This is a genomic window from Micromonospora sp. AKA38, assembly GCF_027925725.1.
Taxonomy (GTDB): domain Bacteria; phylum Actinomycetota; class Actinomycetes; order Mycobacteriales; family Micromonosporaceae; genus Micromonospora.
Genome location: NZ_BNEI01000002.1, coordinates 410,900 through 426,552 on the forward strand (window position 1 = coordinate 410,900; position 15,653 = coordinate 426,552).

16 protein-coding genes are annotated in these 15,653 nt (G+C 75.6%); 11 read left to right on the forward strand and 5 right to left on the reverse strand.

Going from position 1 to position 15,653, the window contains the following annotated elements:
- The first annotated feature begins 18 nt into the window (after nucleotides 1-18).
- The 7 genes from TPA0908_RS05405 to TPA0908_RS05435 all read left to right on the forward strand — a co-directional run bounded on the left by TPA0908_RS05405 (nucleotide 19) and on the right by TPA0908_RS05435 (nucleotide 7,862).
- Nucleotides 19-2,472 (forward strand): AAA family ATPase, encoded by a 2,454-nt coding sequence (locus TPA0908_RS05405; RefSeq protein ID WP_374709184.1) that lies wholly within the window; start codon nucleotides 19-21, stop codon nucleotides 2,470-2,472.
- Between the two features lie 31 nt (nucleotides 2,473-2,503).
- Nucleotides 2,504-3,484, forward strand: a complete 981-nt coding sequence (locus TPA0908_RS05410; protein ID WP_281935222.1) for a hypothetical protein — start codon at nucleotides 2,504-2,506, stop codon at nucleotides 3,482-3,484.
- Nucleotides 3,484-4,341, forward strand: a complete 858-nt coding sequence (locus tag TPA0908_RS05415) for a spermidine synthase (protein WP_281935224.1) — start codon at nucleotides 3,484-3,486, stop codon at nucleotides 4,339-4,341. The genes TPA0908_RS05410 and TPA0908_RS05415 overlap by 1 nt, the downstream gene beginning before the upstream one ends.
- A gap of 82 nt (nucleotides 4,342-4,423) precedes the next feature.
- The gene (locus TPA0908_RS05420; protein WP_107162224.1) at nucleotides 4,424-5,125 is read left to right on the forward strand and encodes a sigma-70 family RNA polymerase sigma factor; all 702 of its coding nucleotides are present in this window, start codon (nucleotides 4,424-4,426) and stop codon (nucleotides 5,123-5,125) included.
- The gene (locus TPA0908_RS05425) at nucleotides 5,122-5,904 is read left to right on the forward strand and encodes an anti-sigma factor family protein (RefSeq protein ID WP_281935227.1); all 783 of its coding nucleotides are present in this window, start codon (nucleotides 5,122-5,124) and stop codon (nucleotides 5,902-5,904) included. Before TPA0908_RS05420 ends, TPA0908_RS05425 begins: the two co-directional genes overlap by 4 nt.
- A gap of 208 nt (nucleotides 5,905-6,112) precedes the next feature.
- Complete coding sequence (locus tag TPA0908_RS05430) at nucleotides 6,113-6,769, forward strand: COG4315 family predicted lipoprotein (RefSeq protein WP_281935229.1); 657 nt, start codon at nucleotides 6,113-6,115, stop codon at nucleotides 6,767-6,769.
- 178 nt (nucleotides 6,770-6,947) lie between these two features.
- Nucleotides 6,948-7,862 carry a DNA-3-methyladenine glycosylase family protein gene (locus tag TPA0908_RS05435; RefSeq protein WP_281935231.1) on the forward strand — a complete coding sequence of 305 codons (915 nt, stop codon included), beginning with the start codon at nucleotides 6,948-6,950 and terminating at the stop codon, nucleotides 7,860-7,862.
- Between the two features lie 4 nt (nucleotides 7,863-7,866).
- On the opposite strand, the gene TPA0908_RS05440 is transcribed toward TPA0908_RS05435, so the two are convergent.
- Nucleotides 7,867-8,394 (reverse strand): DUF1990 family protein, encoded by a 528-nt coding sequence (locus tag TPA0908_RS05440; protein ID WP_281935234.1) that lies wholly within the window; start codon nucleotides 8,392-8,394, stop codon nucleotides 7,867-7,869.
- 45 nt (nucleotides 8,395-8,439) lie between these two features.
- On the opposite strand from TPA0908_RS05440, the gene TPA0908_RS05445 reads away from it, so the two are divergent.
- Nucleotides 8,440-8,928, forward strand: coding sequence for a GNAT family N-acetyltransferase (locus TPA0908_RS05445; RefSeq protein ID WP_281935236.1), 489 nt, complete (start codon nucleotides 8,440-8,442; stop codon nucleotides 8,926-8,928).
- Here the strand turns inward: TPA0908_RS05445 and TPA0908_RS05450 are convergent.
- Nucleotides 8,903-9,325 (reverse strand): SRPBCC family protein, encoded by a 423-nt coding sequence (locus TPA0908_RS05450; protein WP_281935238.1) that lies wholly within the window; start codon nucleotides 9,323-9,325, stop codon nucleotides 8,903-8,905. The two genes, TPA0908_RS05445 and TPA0908_RS05450, sit on opposite strands and share 26 nt — an antisense overlap.
- A gap of 109 nt (nucleotides 9,326-9,434) precedes the next feature.
- Nucleotides 9,435-9,647, reverse strand: coding sequence for a hypothetical protein (locus TPA0908_RS05455; RefSeq protein ID WP_281935240.1), 213 nt, complete (start codon nucleotides 9,645-9,647; stop codon nucleotides 9,435-9,437).
- Nucleotides 9,648-9,782: 135 nt separating this feature from the next.
- On the opposite strand from TPA0908_RS05455, the gene TPA0908_RS05460 reads away from it, so the two are divergent.
- Together TPA0908_RS05460 and TPA0908_RS05465 are read left to right on the forward strand one after the other, a co-directional pair.
- Nucleotides 9,783-10,895 (forward strand): ATP-dependent DNA ligase, encoded by a 1,113-nt coding sequence (locus TPA0908_RS05460; protein ID WP_281935243.1) that lies wholly within the window; start codon nucleotides 9,783-9,785, stop codon nucleotides 10,893-10,895.
- Nucleotides 10,896-10,914: 19 nt separating this feature from the next.
- Nucleotides 10,915-12,525: an alpha/beta hydrolase gene (locus TPA0908_RS05465; RefSeq protein WP_281935245.1), complete on the forward strand. Its 1,611-nt coding sequence runs from the start codon at nucleotides 10,915-10,917 to the stop codon at nucleotides 12,523-12,525.
- 15 nt (nucleotides 12,526-12,540) lie between these two features.
- Here TPA0908_RS05465 and TPA0908_RS05470 read toward each other — a convergent pair whose 3' ends face one another.
- Nucleotides 12,541-13,812, reverse strand: coding sequence for a YncE family protein (locus tag TPA0908_RS05470; protein ID WP_281935247.1), 1,272 nt, complete (start codon nucleotides 13,810-13,812; stop codon nucleotides 12,541-12,543).
- A gap of 168 nt (nucleotides 13,813-13,980) precedes the next feature.
- Here TPA0908_RS05470 and TPA0908_RS05475 point away from each other — a divergent pair, with 168 nt between their 5' ends.
- Nucleotides 13,981-15,129, forward strand: a complete 1,149-nt coding sequence (locus tag TPA0908_RS05475; RefSeq protein WP_281935249.1) for a helix-turn-helix domain-containing protein — start codon at nucleotides 13,981-13,983, stop codon at nucleotides 15,127-15,129.
- 10 nt (nucleotides 15,130-15,139) lie between these two features.
- On the opposite strand, the gene TPA0908_RS05480 is transcribed toward TPA0908_RS05475, so the two are convergent.
- On the reverse strand, nucleotides 15,140-15,622 hold the full coding sequence (locus tag TPA0908_RS05480; protein ID WP_281935250.1) for a potassium channel family protein: 483 nt from the start codon (nucleotides 15,620-15,622) through the stop codon (nucleotides 15,140-15,142).
- Between the last annotated feature and the right edge of the window lie 31 nt (nucleotides 15,623-15,653).

Below are 15,653 nucleotides of genomic sequence, written 5' to 3' on the forward strand. Positions count from 1 at the left end.
CGGCCGATGCGGCTGGACATGGCCGGCTTCACCGTGTTCCGCGAGGAGACCACCGTCGACTTCACCGACGCCGACTTCTTCGCGCTGGTCGGGCCGACCGGTTCGGGCAAGTCGACGGTGCTCGACGCGATCTGCTTCGCGCTCTACGGCACCGTGCCGCGCTGGGGCGGCACGCGCGGGCTGGCCAACGCGCTGGCCCCGTCGGCCACCGAGGCCCGGGTCCGGCTGGTCTTCGAGTCCGCCGGCGACCGGTACGTCGCCACCCGGGTGGTCCGCCGCGACGGCCGGGGCACGGTGAAGACGGCCAACGCCGGGCTCCAGCTCATGCCGCCCGGCTTCGACGTGACCAAGTTGGACACCGGGCTCAGCCCGGAGGATCTGGGTGACGTGGTGGCCGGCACGCCGGCCGAGATGGAGCAGGCCGTGCTGGACGCGGTCGGGCTGCCGTACGAGCAGTTCACCTCGTGCGTGGTGCTGCCGCAGGGGCAGTTCGCCGACTTCCTGCACGCGAAGCCGGCCACCCGGCAGCAGATCCTGGTGAACCTGCTCGGGCTGGGCGTCTACGAGGACGTGCAGAAGAAGGCGGTCGAGCGCGCCGGGCAGGCCGAGGCGAAGCTGGAGACGGTCGACAAGGTGCTCGGCGGTCTCGCCGACGTGGACGACGCGCGGCTGGCCGACGCCCGGGGCCGGGTCGAGGCGGTGCGGGAGCTGGCCGGGGCGGTCGCGGCGGCCGTACCGGAACTGGAACGGGCCCGGGCCACGGCCGGTGAGCGGGCCGCGTCGCTGGCCGCGCTCGACGCCGAGCTGGGCGTGCTGGCCGGGGTCCGGCCGCCGGACGGCACCGCCGAGCTGGCCCGCGCGGTGGCCGCGGCCCGGGTGGCCGTCGACGAGGCGACCGCGGCGGTCGGGTTGGCCGAGGAGCGCGAGGAGAAGCTGCGCGGCGAGCTGGCCGCGGCCGGCGACGAGAGCGCGGCGCGCCTGCTGCTGCGGGCGTACGCCGACCGGGAGCGGTTGACCGGCGAGGCGGCGACGGTCCGCGCGGCGGTCGACGCGGCGCGGGCCGAGCACGACACCGCGGTCGCGGCGCTGGACGCGGCGCGGGCCACCGCCGAGCGGGCCGAGGTCGAGCTGGAGGCGGCGTTCCGGGCGCACGACGAGGCGAAGGCCGCCGACCAGGCGGTGGCGCTGCGGGCGCACCTGGTCGACGGCGCGCCGTGCCCGGTGTGCGAGCAGGTGGTGGTCGCCGTGCCGGCGGTGCCGAAGGGTTCGGCGGTGAGTCGGGCGCTCGCGGCTGGCAAGGCGGCGCGGGCGGCCAGCGAGGCCGCCAAGCGGGTGGTGGCCGAGCGCGACGCCGCCGCCCGTGACCTGGACCGGGTGCTGCTGCGGGTCCGGGCCGAGCAGGACGGGCTCGCCGCGCGGCTGGCCGAGCTGGACGGGCAGCTCGCGGACGCCGCCGCGCCGGAGGCGCTGCGGCGGTCGCTGGCCGAGCACGCCCGGCTCCGGACGGCGTTGGACGAGGCTGGTGGCGCGGTGCGGGCCGGTCGGGAGGCCGCCCGGCGGGCGCGGGGCACGCTCGACGGCGCGCAGGACCGGTTGCGCCGGGCGTGGCGCGACTTCGACGCGGTGCGGGACGGGCTGGCCCGGTTCGGCCCGCCGGCCGCCGACCGGGACGACGTGGCGTCGGCCTGGGCGGCGCTGGCCGGGTGGGCGGGCGAGCAGGCCGACCGGCGGCGGGCCGACCGGAGCGGGTTGGCCGGGTCGGTGGACGCGGCCCGGCGGGCGGCGGGCGAGGTGTCCGACCGGATCGGCGCGTTGTTCACCGCCGCCGGGCTGGACGCGCCGGACGATCCGCTGCGCGACGCCGCGGTGGCGGTGGAGCGGGCCGAGGCGGAGTTGCGCCGGCTCACCGAGCGTCGCGAGCAGGCGACCGAGCTGCGCGAGCAGCGGGCCGGCCACGAGCGGCAGGCGCGGGTGGCCCGCGCGCTCGCGAGCCACCTGCGGGCCAACAACTTCGAGCGCTGGCTGCTCACCGAGGCGCTGGACCTGCTGGTCGACGGCGCGTCGCGGATCCTGCGGGAGCTGTCCGGCGGGCAGTACGACCTGGTGCACGACAAGGGCGAGTTCTTCGTGGTCGACCACCACGACGCCGGGCTGCGGCGCGGGGTGCGGACGCTGTCCGGCGGGGAGACGTTCCAGGCGTCGCTGGCGCTGGCGTTGGCGTTGTCGGAGCAGTTGGCGGGCATGTCGACGAGCGCGGCGAGCCTGGAGTCGATCGTGCTGGACGAGGGTTTCGGCACGCTGGACGCGGCCACGCTGGACACGGTCGCCGCCACGTTGGAGAACCTGGCCGCCCGGGGGGACCGGATGGTCGGGGTGGTCACCCACGTGCCGGCGCTGGCCGAGCGGATCCCGGTCCGCTTCGAGGTCCGCAAGGACGCCCGCACCGCCCGCATCGAGCGGACCGGCCTGTGAGCGCGTGCGGCGGCGCGCGGCGGGGCGCCGCGTGACCGGGCCGTCCCGGGCCGGCGCCCGGTTCTTCGTCGACTCGTGGGACCCGGCGTACGGGGCGTCGTTCGAGGCGGCCGGCGGGACCGGGCCGGCGACGCCGAGCAGCGCCCAGGTGGAGGCCGACGTCGAACTGCCGGTCACCGACTGGCGGGCGATCGATCCCCGTCCCGGGGTGCGGTCGCCGGACGTGGTGCTGCTCGTCGACGGCGTCCGCCGGATCGACGCCAGCGTCTGGACGGCCGAGGAGGACGGCGGCTCGTTCCCCGGCATCGCCGCCTCGTACGCGGCCGGGGTGGTCCGCTGCGACCTGGACCGGGGCGCCGCCGAACTGGCCGGCGCCCGGGTGGGCCGGGGGTTGTTCACCGCCAGCCCGTCGGCGCAGGAGGTGGTGGCCGGCTCGGTCCGCTATCCGGTGCACCGGGTCGGCGGCACCGGCGAGCTGAGCAAGCTGCCGGCCGCGGTGCAGGGCCCGCTGACCGCGCTGGAGGTGGCCGTCTCGGACGCGGTCCGCGCCGACGGCGACCTGCTGGTGGTGGACGGTCCGCTGCGCAGCCGCCGGAACCTCCCCCGCACCCTGGGTTACATCAAGACCCAGCACAGCCAGTATCTCGACGCCCGACTGACCGCGGTGGTGACCGGGCTGGCGCCGGGCCAGCGCTGCCCGGTGTTCCGGCTGGGCACGGCGTGGGGCGGCTGGTCGTGGTATCTGCGTCTGCCGGTGGCCGCCGGGGCGCCCTGGGCGGGCATCGTCCGGATGGAGTGCTCGGCCGAGCTGACCGTGCCGGAGGCGGTCGCGCTTGCCGACCTGTCCCTGGTCACGCTGCCCCGGTTCGCGTCCACCCCGTACAAGGACCCGCGGGCCCCGCAGAACCTGGTGCCGATCGCCGGGTTGGAGCGCAAGCTGCGCGGGATGCTCGGCGACGCCCGGCTGCTGCACCGGGTGCTCACCTCGGCGGCGCGTGGAATGCGGCGCTGATGGGCCGGCGACGGGACGCCGACCGGGTGGTGGCGGACGTCGACACCGGGCAGGCCGAGCTGGTGCCGGACCGGGACCGTCCCGGCTCGTGGACGCTGCTGCTGGACGGCGCACCGCAGTCGCATGTGGACCTGACCGATCCGACGCACGTGGAGTTCGAGTACGTCCGGCGGCTGGCCGCCGCGATCGACCTGGTCGCGCCCGCCGGCGCGCCGTTGCGGGTGCTGCACCTGGGCGGTGGCGCGCTGACGCTGCCCCGGTACGTGCGGGCCACCCGGCCCGGTTCCACGCAGCGGGTGTCCGAGGTGGACGGCGCGCTGGTGGACCTGGTCCGGCGGGAGCTGCCCTGGCCGGCCGATCCCCGGTTGCGGGTGCGGGTGGGCGATGCCCGCGCCACGCTGTCGTCCAGCCGGGACGGGGGGTACGACGTGATCGTCGCGGACGTCTTCGCCGGCGCCCGCACCCCGGCGCACCTGACCTCGGTGGAGTTCGCCGCCGAGGTGGCCCGGGTGCTGGCGCCGGACGGCTGCTACCTGGCGAACGTCGCCGACGGCCCGCCGCTGCGGCACGCCCGCGGGCAGGTCGCCACCGTGCGGACCGTGCTGCCCCGGGCCTGCCTGGTGGGCGACGCGGCGGTGCTGCGCGGCCGGCGGTACGGCAACCTGGTGCTGGTGGCGTCCCGGGTGGAGCCGCCGGTGCCGGAGCTGTCCCGGCGCGCGGCCGGCGACTGGTTCCCGGGCCGGGTGGTGGCCGGCGACGAGCTGGACCGGTTCGCCGGCGGCGTCCCGGTGGTCTCCGACGCGGACGCGGTGGACTCCACCCCGCCGCCACCGGGAATTTTTTCCGTCAGACGTTGATCCGTTCGGCGGCGCGCTGCGTATCACCGGGCGGCCATGCCCGTGGGGGGCCGGCTGATGTCATTGGACACCGGAGGTCTGCATGCATGCGGTGGCGGCCGGCTGGCACGGCGAGGTGGCGCGGCCCGAGTGGATGTTCGCCCGGGCGCAGCCACACTCCCGCGCGTCGCGTTCGGGCCGGGGGGTCGACGCGCGTCCCGCCGATCGCCAGAATGACCCGGTGCCGCCTCGACCCGCCCCCGGACGCCACCAGGCGACCTCCGCCGAGGCCAGCCACTCCGACCAGTTGATCCGTCTGCTCTACGCGGAGCACGCCGGCCCGCTGCTGATGTTCGTGATGCGCCTGACCGGCGGGGACCGGCAGCGCGCCGAGGACATCGTGCAGGAGACGCTGCTGCGGGCCTGGCGCAACGCGCACCGCCTCGGCGTGCAGGGCGGTCAGGGCTCGCTGCGGCCCTGGCTGGTCACGGTGGCCCGGCGGATCGCCATCGACGAGCACCGCAGCGAACAGGCCCGCCCGGCGGAGACGTACGACCGGGACCTGACCGCCTTCGCCGAGTCGGACAGCACCGACCGGGTGCTGCGCACGATGACCGTGGCGGACGCGCTGCGTACGCTCAGCCAGTCGCACCGGGAGATCCTGGTGGCGACGTACTTCCGGGGTCGGACCGTGCCGGAGGCGGCGGAGGAGCTGGGCCTGCCGCTGGGCACCGCGAAGTCCCGGGTCTACTACGCGCTGCGCGCGCTGCGCACGGCTCTGCAGGAGAGGGGGGTGACGGAATGAGCCGGGCCGACCACATGGACGTCGCCGCGTACGCGCTCGGCGTGCTGGATCCGCAGGACATGGAACGGTTCGAGGAGCACCTGGCCACCTGCTGGGCGTGCGCGGCGGAGCTGGAGACGATGGTCCCGGTGGTGGGGCTGCTCTCCGGCATCGACGGCGAGGCGATGGCCGCGTTGGAGCAGACCCACACCGATCCGGCGCTGCTGGACCGGACGCTGGTGGCGGTACGACGGGACCGGCGGCGTACCCGGGTCCGGCAGTTGCTGGCCACCGCGGCGGCCGTGGTGGTGTTCGGCGGCCTGAGCGGCGTCGCGGCCGGTTTCCTCGGCGACGACCCGCCGTCGACGCCGCAGGCCGGGCCGACGCAGAGCGTGCCGACGGTGGCGCCGAGCAGCGACCCGACCGACCCGAACCGGCCGGGCGTCGGCGGCGAGAAGGACATCGAGGGCGACGAGCACAACGCCACCGATCCGGGCACCGGCGTGACGACCACGATGTGGCTGGCGAAGAAGGAGTACGGCACGCAGATCGCCGTGCAGCTCAGCCGGCTGCCCGGGCCGCGCACCTGCCGGCTGGTGGTGGTGCGCAAGAACGCCACGAGCGAGGTGGTGGGCACCTGGTCGGTGCCGGGCGGCGGCTACGGCACCAACCAGAACCCGCTCGCGCTGGAGCTGAGCGCGTCGACCTCGGCCCCGCTGGCCGACATCGAGAAGGTCCAGGTGCAGTCCGTGGACGTCAACGGCGTGGCGAGCCCGTTGGTGACCGTCTCCGACCTCTGAACCCACCGCGCCGACGGCGCCGGGCGGCCACGGCCGTCCGGCGCCGTCGTGTCGTTCCCGGACCGTTCCGTTCCGTCGTGGTGGCGCACGGGCCACGGACCGGATCGGTTCAATCCGTCCACTGTGAAATGGCCCACCCTTTTGACTTCAACCTTGACAGCACCGTCGCCCGTACTACCCGGCGAACTGCCAAGAACGAGGAGGGCACGTGGCACACCACATGCGGACGACCGTCATCGTCGCGAGCGCGATGGTCGCACTTACGGCCTGCGCCCCCGCAGGCTACGACGGGGCGAACTCGAGCGCGGCGGAGCCGGTCGCCGTCGCCGCGGCCGAACCCACCGCGGCGGCCGAGCCGGAGGCGTCGGCCTCCCCGGAGACCCCCGCCGCCGACCAGGCGCCCCCGTCGGACGTGAAACTCACCGACGAGCTGGTCGGCAAGAAGCTGCCCCGGATGGGCAAGGTCGTCACCGACCAGGACGGCTGGGTGCTGTACCGGTTCGACAAGGACTCGTCGAACCCGGCGCAGTCCAACTGCGTGGACAAGTGCGCCGAGGTCTGGCCGCCGGCGCTGACCGACGGCAACCCGCAGCTCCAGGGCGTCTCCGACGACAAGGTCGGCACCGTCACCCGCCAGGACGGCACCCGGCAGATCACCATCGGGGACTGGCCGGTCTACCGCTACATCGGGGACAAGAAGCCGGGCCAGTGGAAGGGCCAGGGCGTCGGCGGCACCTGGTTCGTCGTGGACCCGAACGGCAAGAAGAACCTGACCTGCCTGCCGACCGGCACCCCCAAGCCGGTCGCCCCGCCGGCGTCGGGTGGCTCCGGCGACTCGGGCGGCGGCTCGGACTACTCGTACTGACCGCACCGGACACGGTGACCGGCCGCCGCCGGGGAGGGCGCGGCCGGTCACCGTGGTGGACCCGGGAGGCGGGGCGTACCGGCATCGCCCCGCCTCCCGGCACCGACACACCGCCGCGCGCCCGAGGGTGCACGGCGGTGTCCGTCGTCACGGCGGAGCCGCGTGGCAGAGTGGCGGGGTGACCTCGCCCGCCGCCCGCCGTACGCTGCGCCCCCCGGCCGGCTACCGGCTGGCCGCCTCGGTGCGGGCGTTGACCTTCAGCCCGTACGACCCGTGCGCGCGGATCGCCGCCGGCAGCTTCTGGTGGGCCACCCGCACCCCGGACGGTCCGGCCACGCTGGCGCTGCGCCCCGAGGCCGGCGAGCTGGTCGCCGAGGGGTACGGCCCGGGCGCGGCGTGGGTGGTCGACCGCGCCGACCGGGTGGCCGGGCTGGCCGACGACCTGACCGGCTTCGCCGCGTTGGCCGCCACGCACCCGCTGGTGGCCCGGCTGGCCCACCAGCACCACGGGTTGCGGATGCCGGCCACCGGCCAGGTGTTCCCCCGGCTGTTGCGGGCCGTCTTCGAGCAGAAGGTCACCGGCAAGGAGGCCTACCGGGCGTACGCGGCGACCGTGCGGCACTTCCGTGAGCCGGCGCCGGGGCCGCGGCAACCGCTGCTGCTGCCGCCGACGCCGGACGCGGTGGCGGCCACGCCGTACTGGGTGTTCCACCCGTTCGGGGTGGAGCAGCGGCGGGCCGACACGCTGCGCCGCGCCGCCGCCGTCGCGGACCGGCTGGAACGCTGCGCGGACGCCGCCGAGGCGACCCGCCGGCTCACCGCGATCCCCGGCATCGGGCCGTGGACCGCCGCTGAGGTGGTCCGGATCGCGTACGGGGACCCGGACGCGGTCAGCGTCGGCGACTACCACGTGCCGAACACGGTGGCCTGGGCGCTGGCCGGCGAACCGCGCGGCGACGACGCCCGGATGCTGGCGCTGCTGGAGCCGTTCCGGGGCCACCGGGGGCGGGTGTGCGTGCTGCTGGAGGCCGCCGGCGTGCAGGCGCCGAAGTACGGCCCGCGCGCCCCGATCCGCTCGTTCGCCCGTTACTGAGCGGTCACCGGCCGGCGCAGAGCCGACGCAGCGTCCGCCCCAGCCACCACGCGTACCCGAGCTGGAAGCCCCGGGTGACCGGCCCGGCGGCGCGCACGTACCAGTGGGCCGGCCGGCTGAACGCGGTCACCTCGAACCAGGTCCCGTCCGCGCCGCGGGTGACCAGGAACGCCTCCTCGCCGATCTCCGGGTGCCCGGGCAGCGTGCCGTAGCCGAAGCCGGCCCGGTCCGGCTCGTCCACGGCCCAGACCACCTCGGTCGGCCCCCAGATCCGCGCCGGCCCGACGCCCAGCCCCGGCGTGACCCGCACCCCGGGCGCGGCGCGCGGCGCGTCGGCGCGCATCACCACGCCGGCGGCGCGGTGCAGCCGCCAGCCGAGCACCGCGTCCGCCGCGACCGGAAACGCGCCGTCCGGCAGCCGGACCCGGTGGCGCAGGTGGTGGTAGCCGGCCGGTCGGCCACCGTCGCGGGTCGCGCCCACCTCGGGGTACGTCAACTCGGGCACGTCGGCCACCTCCTCGCGCGGGGACACCCGCCAGGGTACGACCGCCCGGGGCGGATGTGGTGAGCTGACCCGGTGACCGACGACGTGACCATCGCCCCCGCCGTCGTCGCGGACGCCGGTGAGATCCTCACCGTGCAGCGTGCCGCATACCTGGTGGAGGCGCAGCGGTACCGGGACGCGTTCCTGCCCCCGCTGACCGAGACGCTGGACGAGGTCCGGGCGGCGCTGGACGGCCCGGTCGTGGTGCTCGCCGCCCGGCGCGGGACCCGCCTGGTCGGCTCGGTACGGGCCCGCCTCGACGGCGACACCGCCCACGTCGGCCGCCTCGCGGTCGCCCCGGACCAGCAGGGACGCGGCATCGGCGGGCGGCTGCTGGCCGCGGTGGAGCACGCCTGCGCCGGCCGGGTGGCGCGGTTCGCGTTGTTCACCGGCGCGCAGAGCGCGGACAACCTGGGCCTGTACGCGCGGCGCGGCTACCGGGTGGTGGCGCACCGGCCGGACGAGAACGGCAACCGGTTGGCGATCCTGGAGAAGGTCAACGCTCCTCGCAGCGACGCCTGAGCCCGTCCGCCTCCTGCCGCAGGTAGCCGCGGACGGTCGACCCGAAGATCAGCCCGACCAGCCCGGCCAGCGGCCCGCTCTGCGTCAGGGCCAGCTCGGCCCGGGTCCGCCCGTCGGCCAGCGGCACCAGCCGGTGCTCGCCCCGGCTGCGTACGCCGGGGCTGGTGGACTCCCAGACGAACCCGGACTGCGGGTCGATCTCGGTGACCCGCCAGAGGGCCGGACGCAGCCGGGGCTGCTCGAGCCGGGCCGTCGAGCCGAGGACCAGCGGCCCGGACTCCAGCCGGCGGGCGGCGGTGACGGACGGCGTCCACTCCGGCCAACGCTCCACGTCGGTCTGCACCGTCCACACCCGCTCGATGTCGGCGGCGATCTCGACGGACGCGACGAATCGCATGGCATTCCTCCCCCGTGAGCCATTCCGCCCACGCTACGCCGCCGCCCGCCGGTCCGTTGTCCGTCCCGCCCGTCGATCTCGACCGGTTCCCGTCCGGCCGGGGCTGGGGTCAGGCGGCCTCGCGGAGGTCGGCCAGGCCGACCGGCGCGTACCGCCGGAGCAGGCGCTCCAACTCGGCCACGGAGCCCACCTCGCCGACGACGTTCGCGCCGCCGCCGTGCGCCGCCGGGTAGCGGTGCACGAGGCGGTAGCGGTACCGCCCCCGGACCAGTTCCACGCTGACCCGCCAGCGACCGCAGCATCCGCAGCTCCACTCCGGCACGCCGCGACGGTAGCTCTGACCTGCGGTTTCGCCATCCGGTCGCGGGTGACGAAGGGCTCGCGGCGGGACACGCCGCACCCGGGGCGGCGGTGAGATGGCTCACGGGTGTCGGCGGGGTCTGGTTGACTGGTCGCCGTGGACCTGCCGATCAACCCGCCGGTCGAGCCGATGCTCGCCAAGAGCCTGGCCGAACTGCCCACCGATCCCGGCCTGACCTACGAGCCGAAGTGGGACGGCTTCCGCTGCATCGTCTTCCGCGACGGCGACGAGGTCGAGCTGGCCAGTCGCGGCGGCAAGTCGATGACCCGCTACTTCCCCGAGGTGGTCGAGCAGGCACGCCGCCAGCTCCCGCGCCGGTGCGCGATCGACGGCGAGCTGATCGTGATCCGCCGGGACGGTCCCGACGGGCAGCCGCGGCTCGACTTCGAGCTGCTGGCCCAGCGGATCCATCCGGCCAAGTCCCGGGTGACCATGCTGGCCGAGACCACGCCCGCCGACTTCGTCGCGTTCGACCTGCTGGCGCTCGACGACGAGCTGCTCACCGACCGGCCCTACCCGCAGCGCCGGGAGCGGCTGGAGCAGGCCCTGGCCGGGGTCCGGCCGCCGGTGCACGTGACGCAGGTGACCACCGACCCGGCAACGGCCCGGCGCTGGTTCGAGGTGTTCGAGGGCGCCGGCCTGGACGGGCTCATCGTCAAACCGGCCGACCTGCCGTACGAGCCGGGCAAGCGGTTGATGTTCAAGGTCAAGCACGCCCGCACCGCGGACGCGGTGGTGGCCGGTTTCCGCTGGCACAAGTCCGGCCCGGTGGTCGGCTCGCTGCTGCTGGGGCTCTACGACGACGACGGGGTGCTGCACCACATCGGCGTCAGCTCCTCGTTCACCATGGCCCGGCGCAAGGAACTGCTCGACGAGCTGGAGCCCTACCGCGAGGTCGGCGACGAGCACCCGTGGGCGCACGGCGACCACGAGCGGGGCCAGCGCATCCCCGGTGGGGTGAGCCGGTGGACCGGCGGCAAGAACCTGGAGTGGGAGCCGTTGCGCCCCGAGCTGGTGGTCGAGGTCGCCTACGACGCGATGGAGGGCGACCGGCTGCGGCACACCGCCCGGTTCCTCCGCTGGCGTCCCGACCGGGATCCCCGCTCGTGCGGGTACGGCCAGCTCGACCGCCCGATCCGCTACGACGTCGACGAGGTGCTGCGCGGCGATCCGGCGGCGACGGTGAGCGACACCCGCGGCCGGGCGTAGCCTGGCGGTCGACCCGATCATGGAAGGCGTCCACGTGACCCGTCTCCCCGACCGGCCCCGCCGGGTCCGGCCCGCGCTGGCCGCGTTCGTCGCGGCGCTGGTGCTCACCGCCGGTTGCACGCTGCCGGCGTTCGCGCCGCGCACCGAGAACGGGGGCGCGGTCGAGGCGGCCCCGCCGGGCAGCGCGCCCACCTGGCGGGCCTGCCCCGAGGTGCCGGGTGAGCTGGTCGGCCGGGGCGCGCCCGACATGCGCTACGAGTGCACCCGGATCGCGGTGCCCCGCAACTGGGGCGCCGGGGCGGCCACCGGCGCGACCGCCGGGCCGGGCACCGGCGAGACGTTCGAGATCGCGCTGATCCGGGCCCGGTCCACCAAGCAGCGCGACCGGATCGGGTCACTGGTGGTCAATCCGGGCGGCCCCGGGGCGTCCGGCGTGGACACCGCCGTCTACCTCTCCTTCGGCCCGGCGTTCGGCGGGCTGCCGACGGCGGTCACCGAACGGTTCGACATCGTCGGCTTCGACCCGCGCGGGGTGGCCCGGTCCAGCCCGGTGAGGTGCATTCCGGACGCCGACCTGGACGCCAGCTTCGGCTACGACCCCGACCCGGAGAGCCAGGCGTCGTTCGACGGCTTCGTCGACCTCAACCGGCGCATCGGTCAGCGGTGCGGCGCGAAGTACGGCGACCAGCTCCCGCTCTACGGCACCGAGCAGGCCGCGCGGGACATGGACGCGGTGCGCGCGGCGGTCGGCGACGAGAAGTTGAGCTACCTCGGCTACTCCTACGGCACGCTGCTCGGCGCGACCTACGCCCAGCTCTACCCGCAGCGGGTGCGCGCGCTGGTGCTCGACGGCGCGGTCGACCCGCGGCAGCAGCTCGTCGCCGGCTCGGAGAGCCAGGCCAAGGGCTTCGAGCGGGCGTTCGACAACTTCTCCGCGTGGTGCGCGGCGAACGCCGGCCGCTGCCCGATCGCGCCGGACGCCCGCGGCGCGGTCACCGCCGCGATCGACAAGGCCAACACCTCCCCGGTCCGCGGCGCGGGCGGCCGGGAGGCCACCGCCGGCTGGGTCTTCTACGCGGTGATCTCGTCGCTCTACACCGAGCAGGGCTGGCAGGAGCTGGCGCGCGCGATCGACGACCTCCAGGGCGGCGACCCGGCGGGCGTGTTCAAGCTCGCCGACGCGTACGCCGGTCGCGAGGACGACGGGCGCTACTCCAACCTGTTCGACGCCAACCTGGCGGTGAACTGCGCCGACGAGACCGAGAAGCCGACCCGGGAGCAGGTCCGGTCGTTGCAGTCGCAGTGGCGGCAGAAATATCCGCTGTTCGGCCCGGCGTTGGCGGTGGGGATGCTCGGCTGCGTGGAGTGGCCGGGCGGGCGGGACCCGTACCCGACCGGGCGGGCGGTCGGCGCGCCGCCGATCCTGGTGGTCGGCACCACCGGCGACCCGGCCACGCCGTACGAGCAGACCGGGGCGCTGGCCTCGATGCTGGGCGTCGGCCGGGTGCTCACCTGGGAGGGCGAGGGGCACACCGCGTACCCGCAGACCGCGTGCGTGAACGCGGCCGTCGACGCGTACCTGATCTCGCTCACCGTCCCCCGGGAGGGGCTGCGCTGCCCCGCCCGGTGACGGTGCGGCGGCCGGTCAGCCGGCAGCCGGGGGCGTCCAGTCGGCCGGCAGGTGCCCGATGCGGACCCGCTGCGGGTGGTCGCCGACTCCGACGCTTGCCACCTTCTGCCCGGTGGCGAAGTTGATGGCGGTGACCTGGTCGGCGCCGGATTCGGAGATCACGCAGTCCCGGCCGTCCCCGCTGACCGTGGCCCAGTACGGCTTGCTGGCCGGCACCAGCGTCCCCGGCAGCAGCGTGGCCCGGTCCACCACCGTCGCGTAGTCGTCCATGGTGCCGGCGACGCAAAGCCGCGAGCCGTCCGGGCTGACCGACAGCCCGTGGTGCCGGGAGTCGTTCACCCAGGTGGTGCGGTCCTCGCTGGTGGCCGGGTTCTTCGGCAGCGTGGCGACCCGGGTGATCCGGTCGGCGGCCACGTCGTACTCGACCAGGCCGTTGAAGAAGGACACCTGGAAGTAGAGCCGGCTGCCGTCCGGGGTGAACACCGCCGGGCGGACCGCGTCGGAGAGGTCGCGGCGGCCGGCGGCGTCCAGCCGCTCCCGCATGTCGATCACCTTGACCACCTGGTAGGTGGTGGCGTCGGCGACGGTGATCCGGCGGTCGCCCTTGGTCCAGTCGAGCCAGGGCGCGTCCAGGTCGGTGTTGACCTCGCCGATGGACATGTTCCACAGTCGATTGTCGCGGGTGAAGATGTTCTCGTGTGGCTTGTCGCCGGTGCCGAACGAGCCGAGTTGCTGGCCGGTGCGGATGTCCAGCACGTGCACCGTGTTCGAGGTGGAGGCGGAGACCGCGACCCGGGTGCCGTCCGGCGACACGGCCATGTGGTCGGCGCGGTAGCCGGAGACCGGGAACCGCCAGCGGACCGCGCCGGTGGCGAGGTCGATCGAGACCACGTCGGCGAAGCTGGGCCGGGACGCGACGAGCGCGGTGCCGTCCGGTGTGGTGTACATGTCGTCGACGAACTGGTCGTGCCCCTCCCCCGGCCCCTGCCGGATGCCGAGGAAGTAGGCCAGCTTGATCGGGTTGAGGTAGATCTCGCGCAGCCGTGCCTCCCGGTCCGGGATCACGTTGATCCGGCCGAGCTTCGCGTAGTCGCCGCGGGAGCGGATGACGTCGGCGGTGCCGTCCCAGTTGTTGCCGACGAACATCACCTCCTGGAGCGCGACGGCCGCGGCGGCGGGCGTGGGCGTGGCGGCCAGCGGAGTCGGCAGGGCGAGCGCGAGCGCGGCCAGCGCGGCGAGGCCGGCGCGGCGGCGGGATCGGGACGGGCGGGGTGGCACGGGGGTCATGGACGCCTCCTGACGGCCGGTGGGACATCGACGTTTCTCGGTGGCTCGATCGGTGTTACCTTGCGGTAACAACCAGGAGAGCAACCGGCCGGCCACGGCGGCTAGGAACCGGACGCCAACGCCCGACCGGCCCGGTTGTGCCGCGACGACAACGGGAAGCGGGCACCGATGACCCGGACCGGAGACGCCCCCACGTTCGGCGCGTTGCTGCGCGACCTGGCCGGCGACGCGGCCGCCGTGGAGGAGGTGGCCCGGGCCGCCCGCGCGGACTCCCCGGAGGTGGCCCGCCTGCCGGCCGGCGAGGTCCGCCGGCAGGTGGTCCTGCTGCTGACCAGCGGGCTCGGCGCGCTGGAACGGCACGAGGATCCGGCCGGGCGGGACTTCACCGAGGCCCGCCGGCTGGGCGCGGACCGGGCGGCGCAGGGCATCTCCGTCGCGGGCCTGCTGCGCGGCGTCCAGGCCGGCCGGGACCGGGCGGTGGAGCTGGTGGTCCGGCACGGCCGGGCCGCCGGCATCCCGGACCAGGTGCTGCTGGAGGGGCTGCTCGTCATCGGCCGGTACGCCGCCGCGGTGGAGCGGGCGGTGGTGGACGGGCACCGCGCCGCCGAGCGGGAACTGGCCGGCACCGGCGCGACGGTCCGGGCGCGACTGCTGCGCCGGCTGCTGCTCGACGGTCCGGCCGGCGCGGCCCCGGCCGAGCTGGCCCGCTTCGGGTTACGGCCGGACGGGCGCTACCACTGCCTGGTCACCGCGCATCCCGACCCGGTGCGGTCGCTCACCCTGCACCGGCAGCTCACCCGGCACGGCGGCCTGGTCGGCACCGTCGAGGACCGGCTGGCCGGGCTGCTCCCCCGGCTGCCCGACGCCGCCCCGGCCGGCCTGCTGGCGCTGGCGGCGCCCGCGCAACCGCTGGAGCGGGCCCCGACCATGTACGCGCTCTGCCTGGCGGCGCTGCGCACCGCGACCCGTCGCCGGCTACGCGGCCTGCGTCGGGTGACGGACCTGGCCGGGGAGACCGCGCTGGCCGCCCAGCCGGCGCTGGCCGAGCTGCTGCGGGACGCGTTGCTCGGCGCGCTCGACCCGGCCGACGAGTTCCACCGCGAGCTGGCCACCACGGCGCTCGCCTGGCTGGATCACGGCCAGCGGCTGGACCAGACCGCGGCGGCGCTGCACGTGCACCCGAACACGGTGCGGTACCGGCTGCGCCGGCTCCGGGAGGTGACCGGCGGGCCGCCGGTCGAGGAGGGCGCGCGGTGCACGGTGCCGCAGACCGTGCACTGGTGGTGGGCGCTGCGGAGCTGGCTGGACGGGTGCTGACCCACCGGCCTCACCGGCGGCGGCGCCGGACCCGGGGCCCGCCGGACCCGGTCTCGGGCGTCGGGCGGGGCGGTTCGGGCAGCACGACGCCCTGCCGGGCGGCCATCTCCTCCACCAGCGCCCGCAGCCGCCGGACGTCGGCCTTCAGCTCCTCCTGCTCGGCGTGCTCGAACGCGTCGTCGTCGACGATCAGCCGGCTGGCGAAGTGCGCGGTGATCAGCGGGATGACCAGCAGCACCATGGTGGAGATGAGCAGCGCGGCGAGGAACCGGCCGGCGAACGTGGTCGGGGAGATGTCGCCGTACCCGACCGTGGACGCGGTCACCACCGCCCACCAGACCGAGTCGGCGGCGCCCTTCTGCTCGGCCTGGCTGTAGAGCACGCCGGCCACCACGATCATCAGCAGGTACGAGGTGATCAGCGTCCGGGGCGAGTTGGCGAACCAGACCAGCCCCCGGTAGATCCAGCGGAACGGCAGCAGCAGAAGGTCCATGGCGTCATGCTGCCCGGCCATCGCCACCCGC

Coding starts and splice junctions, on each gene's coding strand:
- TPA0908_RS05480 (WP_281935250.1), bottom strand. CDS start 15,622: ATGGACCTTCTGCTGCTGCCGTTCCGCTGGATCTACCGGGGGCTGGTC.
- TPA0908_RS05405 (WP_374709184.1), top strand. CDS start 19: ATGGCCGGCTTCACCGTGTTCCGCGAGGAGACCACCGTCGACTTCACC.
- TPA0908_RS05420 (WP_107162224.1), top strand. CDS start 4,424: ATGCATGCGGTGGCGGCCGGCTGGCACGGCGAGGTGGCGCGGCCCGAG.
- TPA0908_RS05475 (WP_281935249.1), top strand. CDS start 13,981: ATGACCCGGACCGGAGACGCCCCCACGTTCGGCGCGTTGCTGCGCGAC.
- TPA0908_RS05425 (WP_281935227.1), top strand. CDS start 5,122: ATGAGCCGGGCCGACCACATGGACGTCGCCGCGTACGCGCTCGGCGTG.
- TPA0908_RS05415 (WP_281935224.1), top strand. CDS start 3,484: ATGGGCCGGCGACGGGACGCCGACCGGGTGGTGGCGGACGTCGACACC.
- TPA0908_RS05450 (WP_281935238.1), bottom strand. CDS start 9,325: ATGCGATTCGTCGCGTCCGTCGAGATCGCCGCCGACATCGAGCGGGTG.
- TPA0908_RS05470 (WP_281935247.1), bottom strand. CDS start 13,812: ATGACCCCCGTGCCACCCCGCCCGTCCCGATCCCGCCGCCGCGCCGGC.
- TPA0908_RS05465 (WP_281935245.1), top strand. CDS start 10,915: ATGGAAGGCGTCCACGTGACCCGTCTCCCCGACCGGCCCCGCCGGGTC.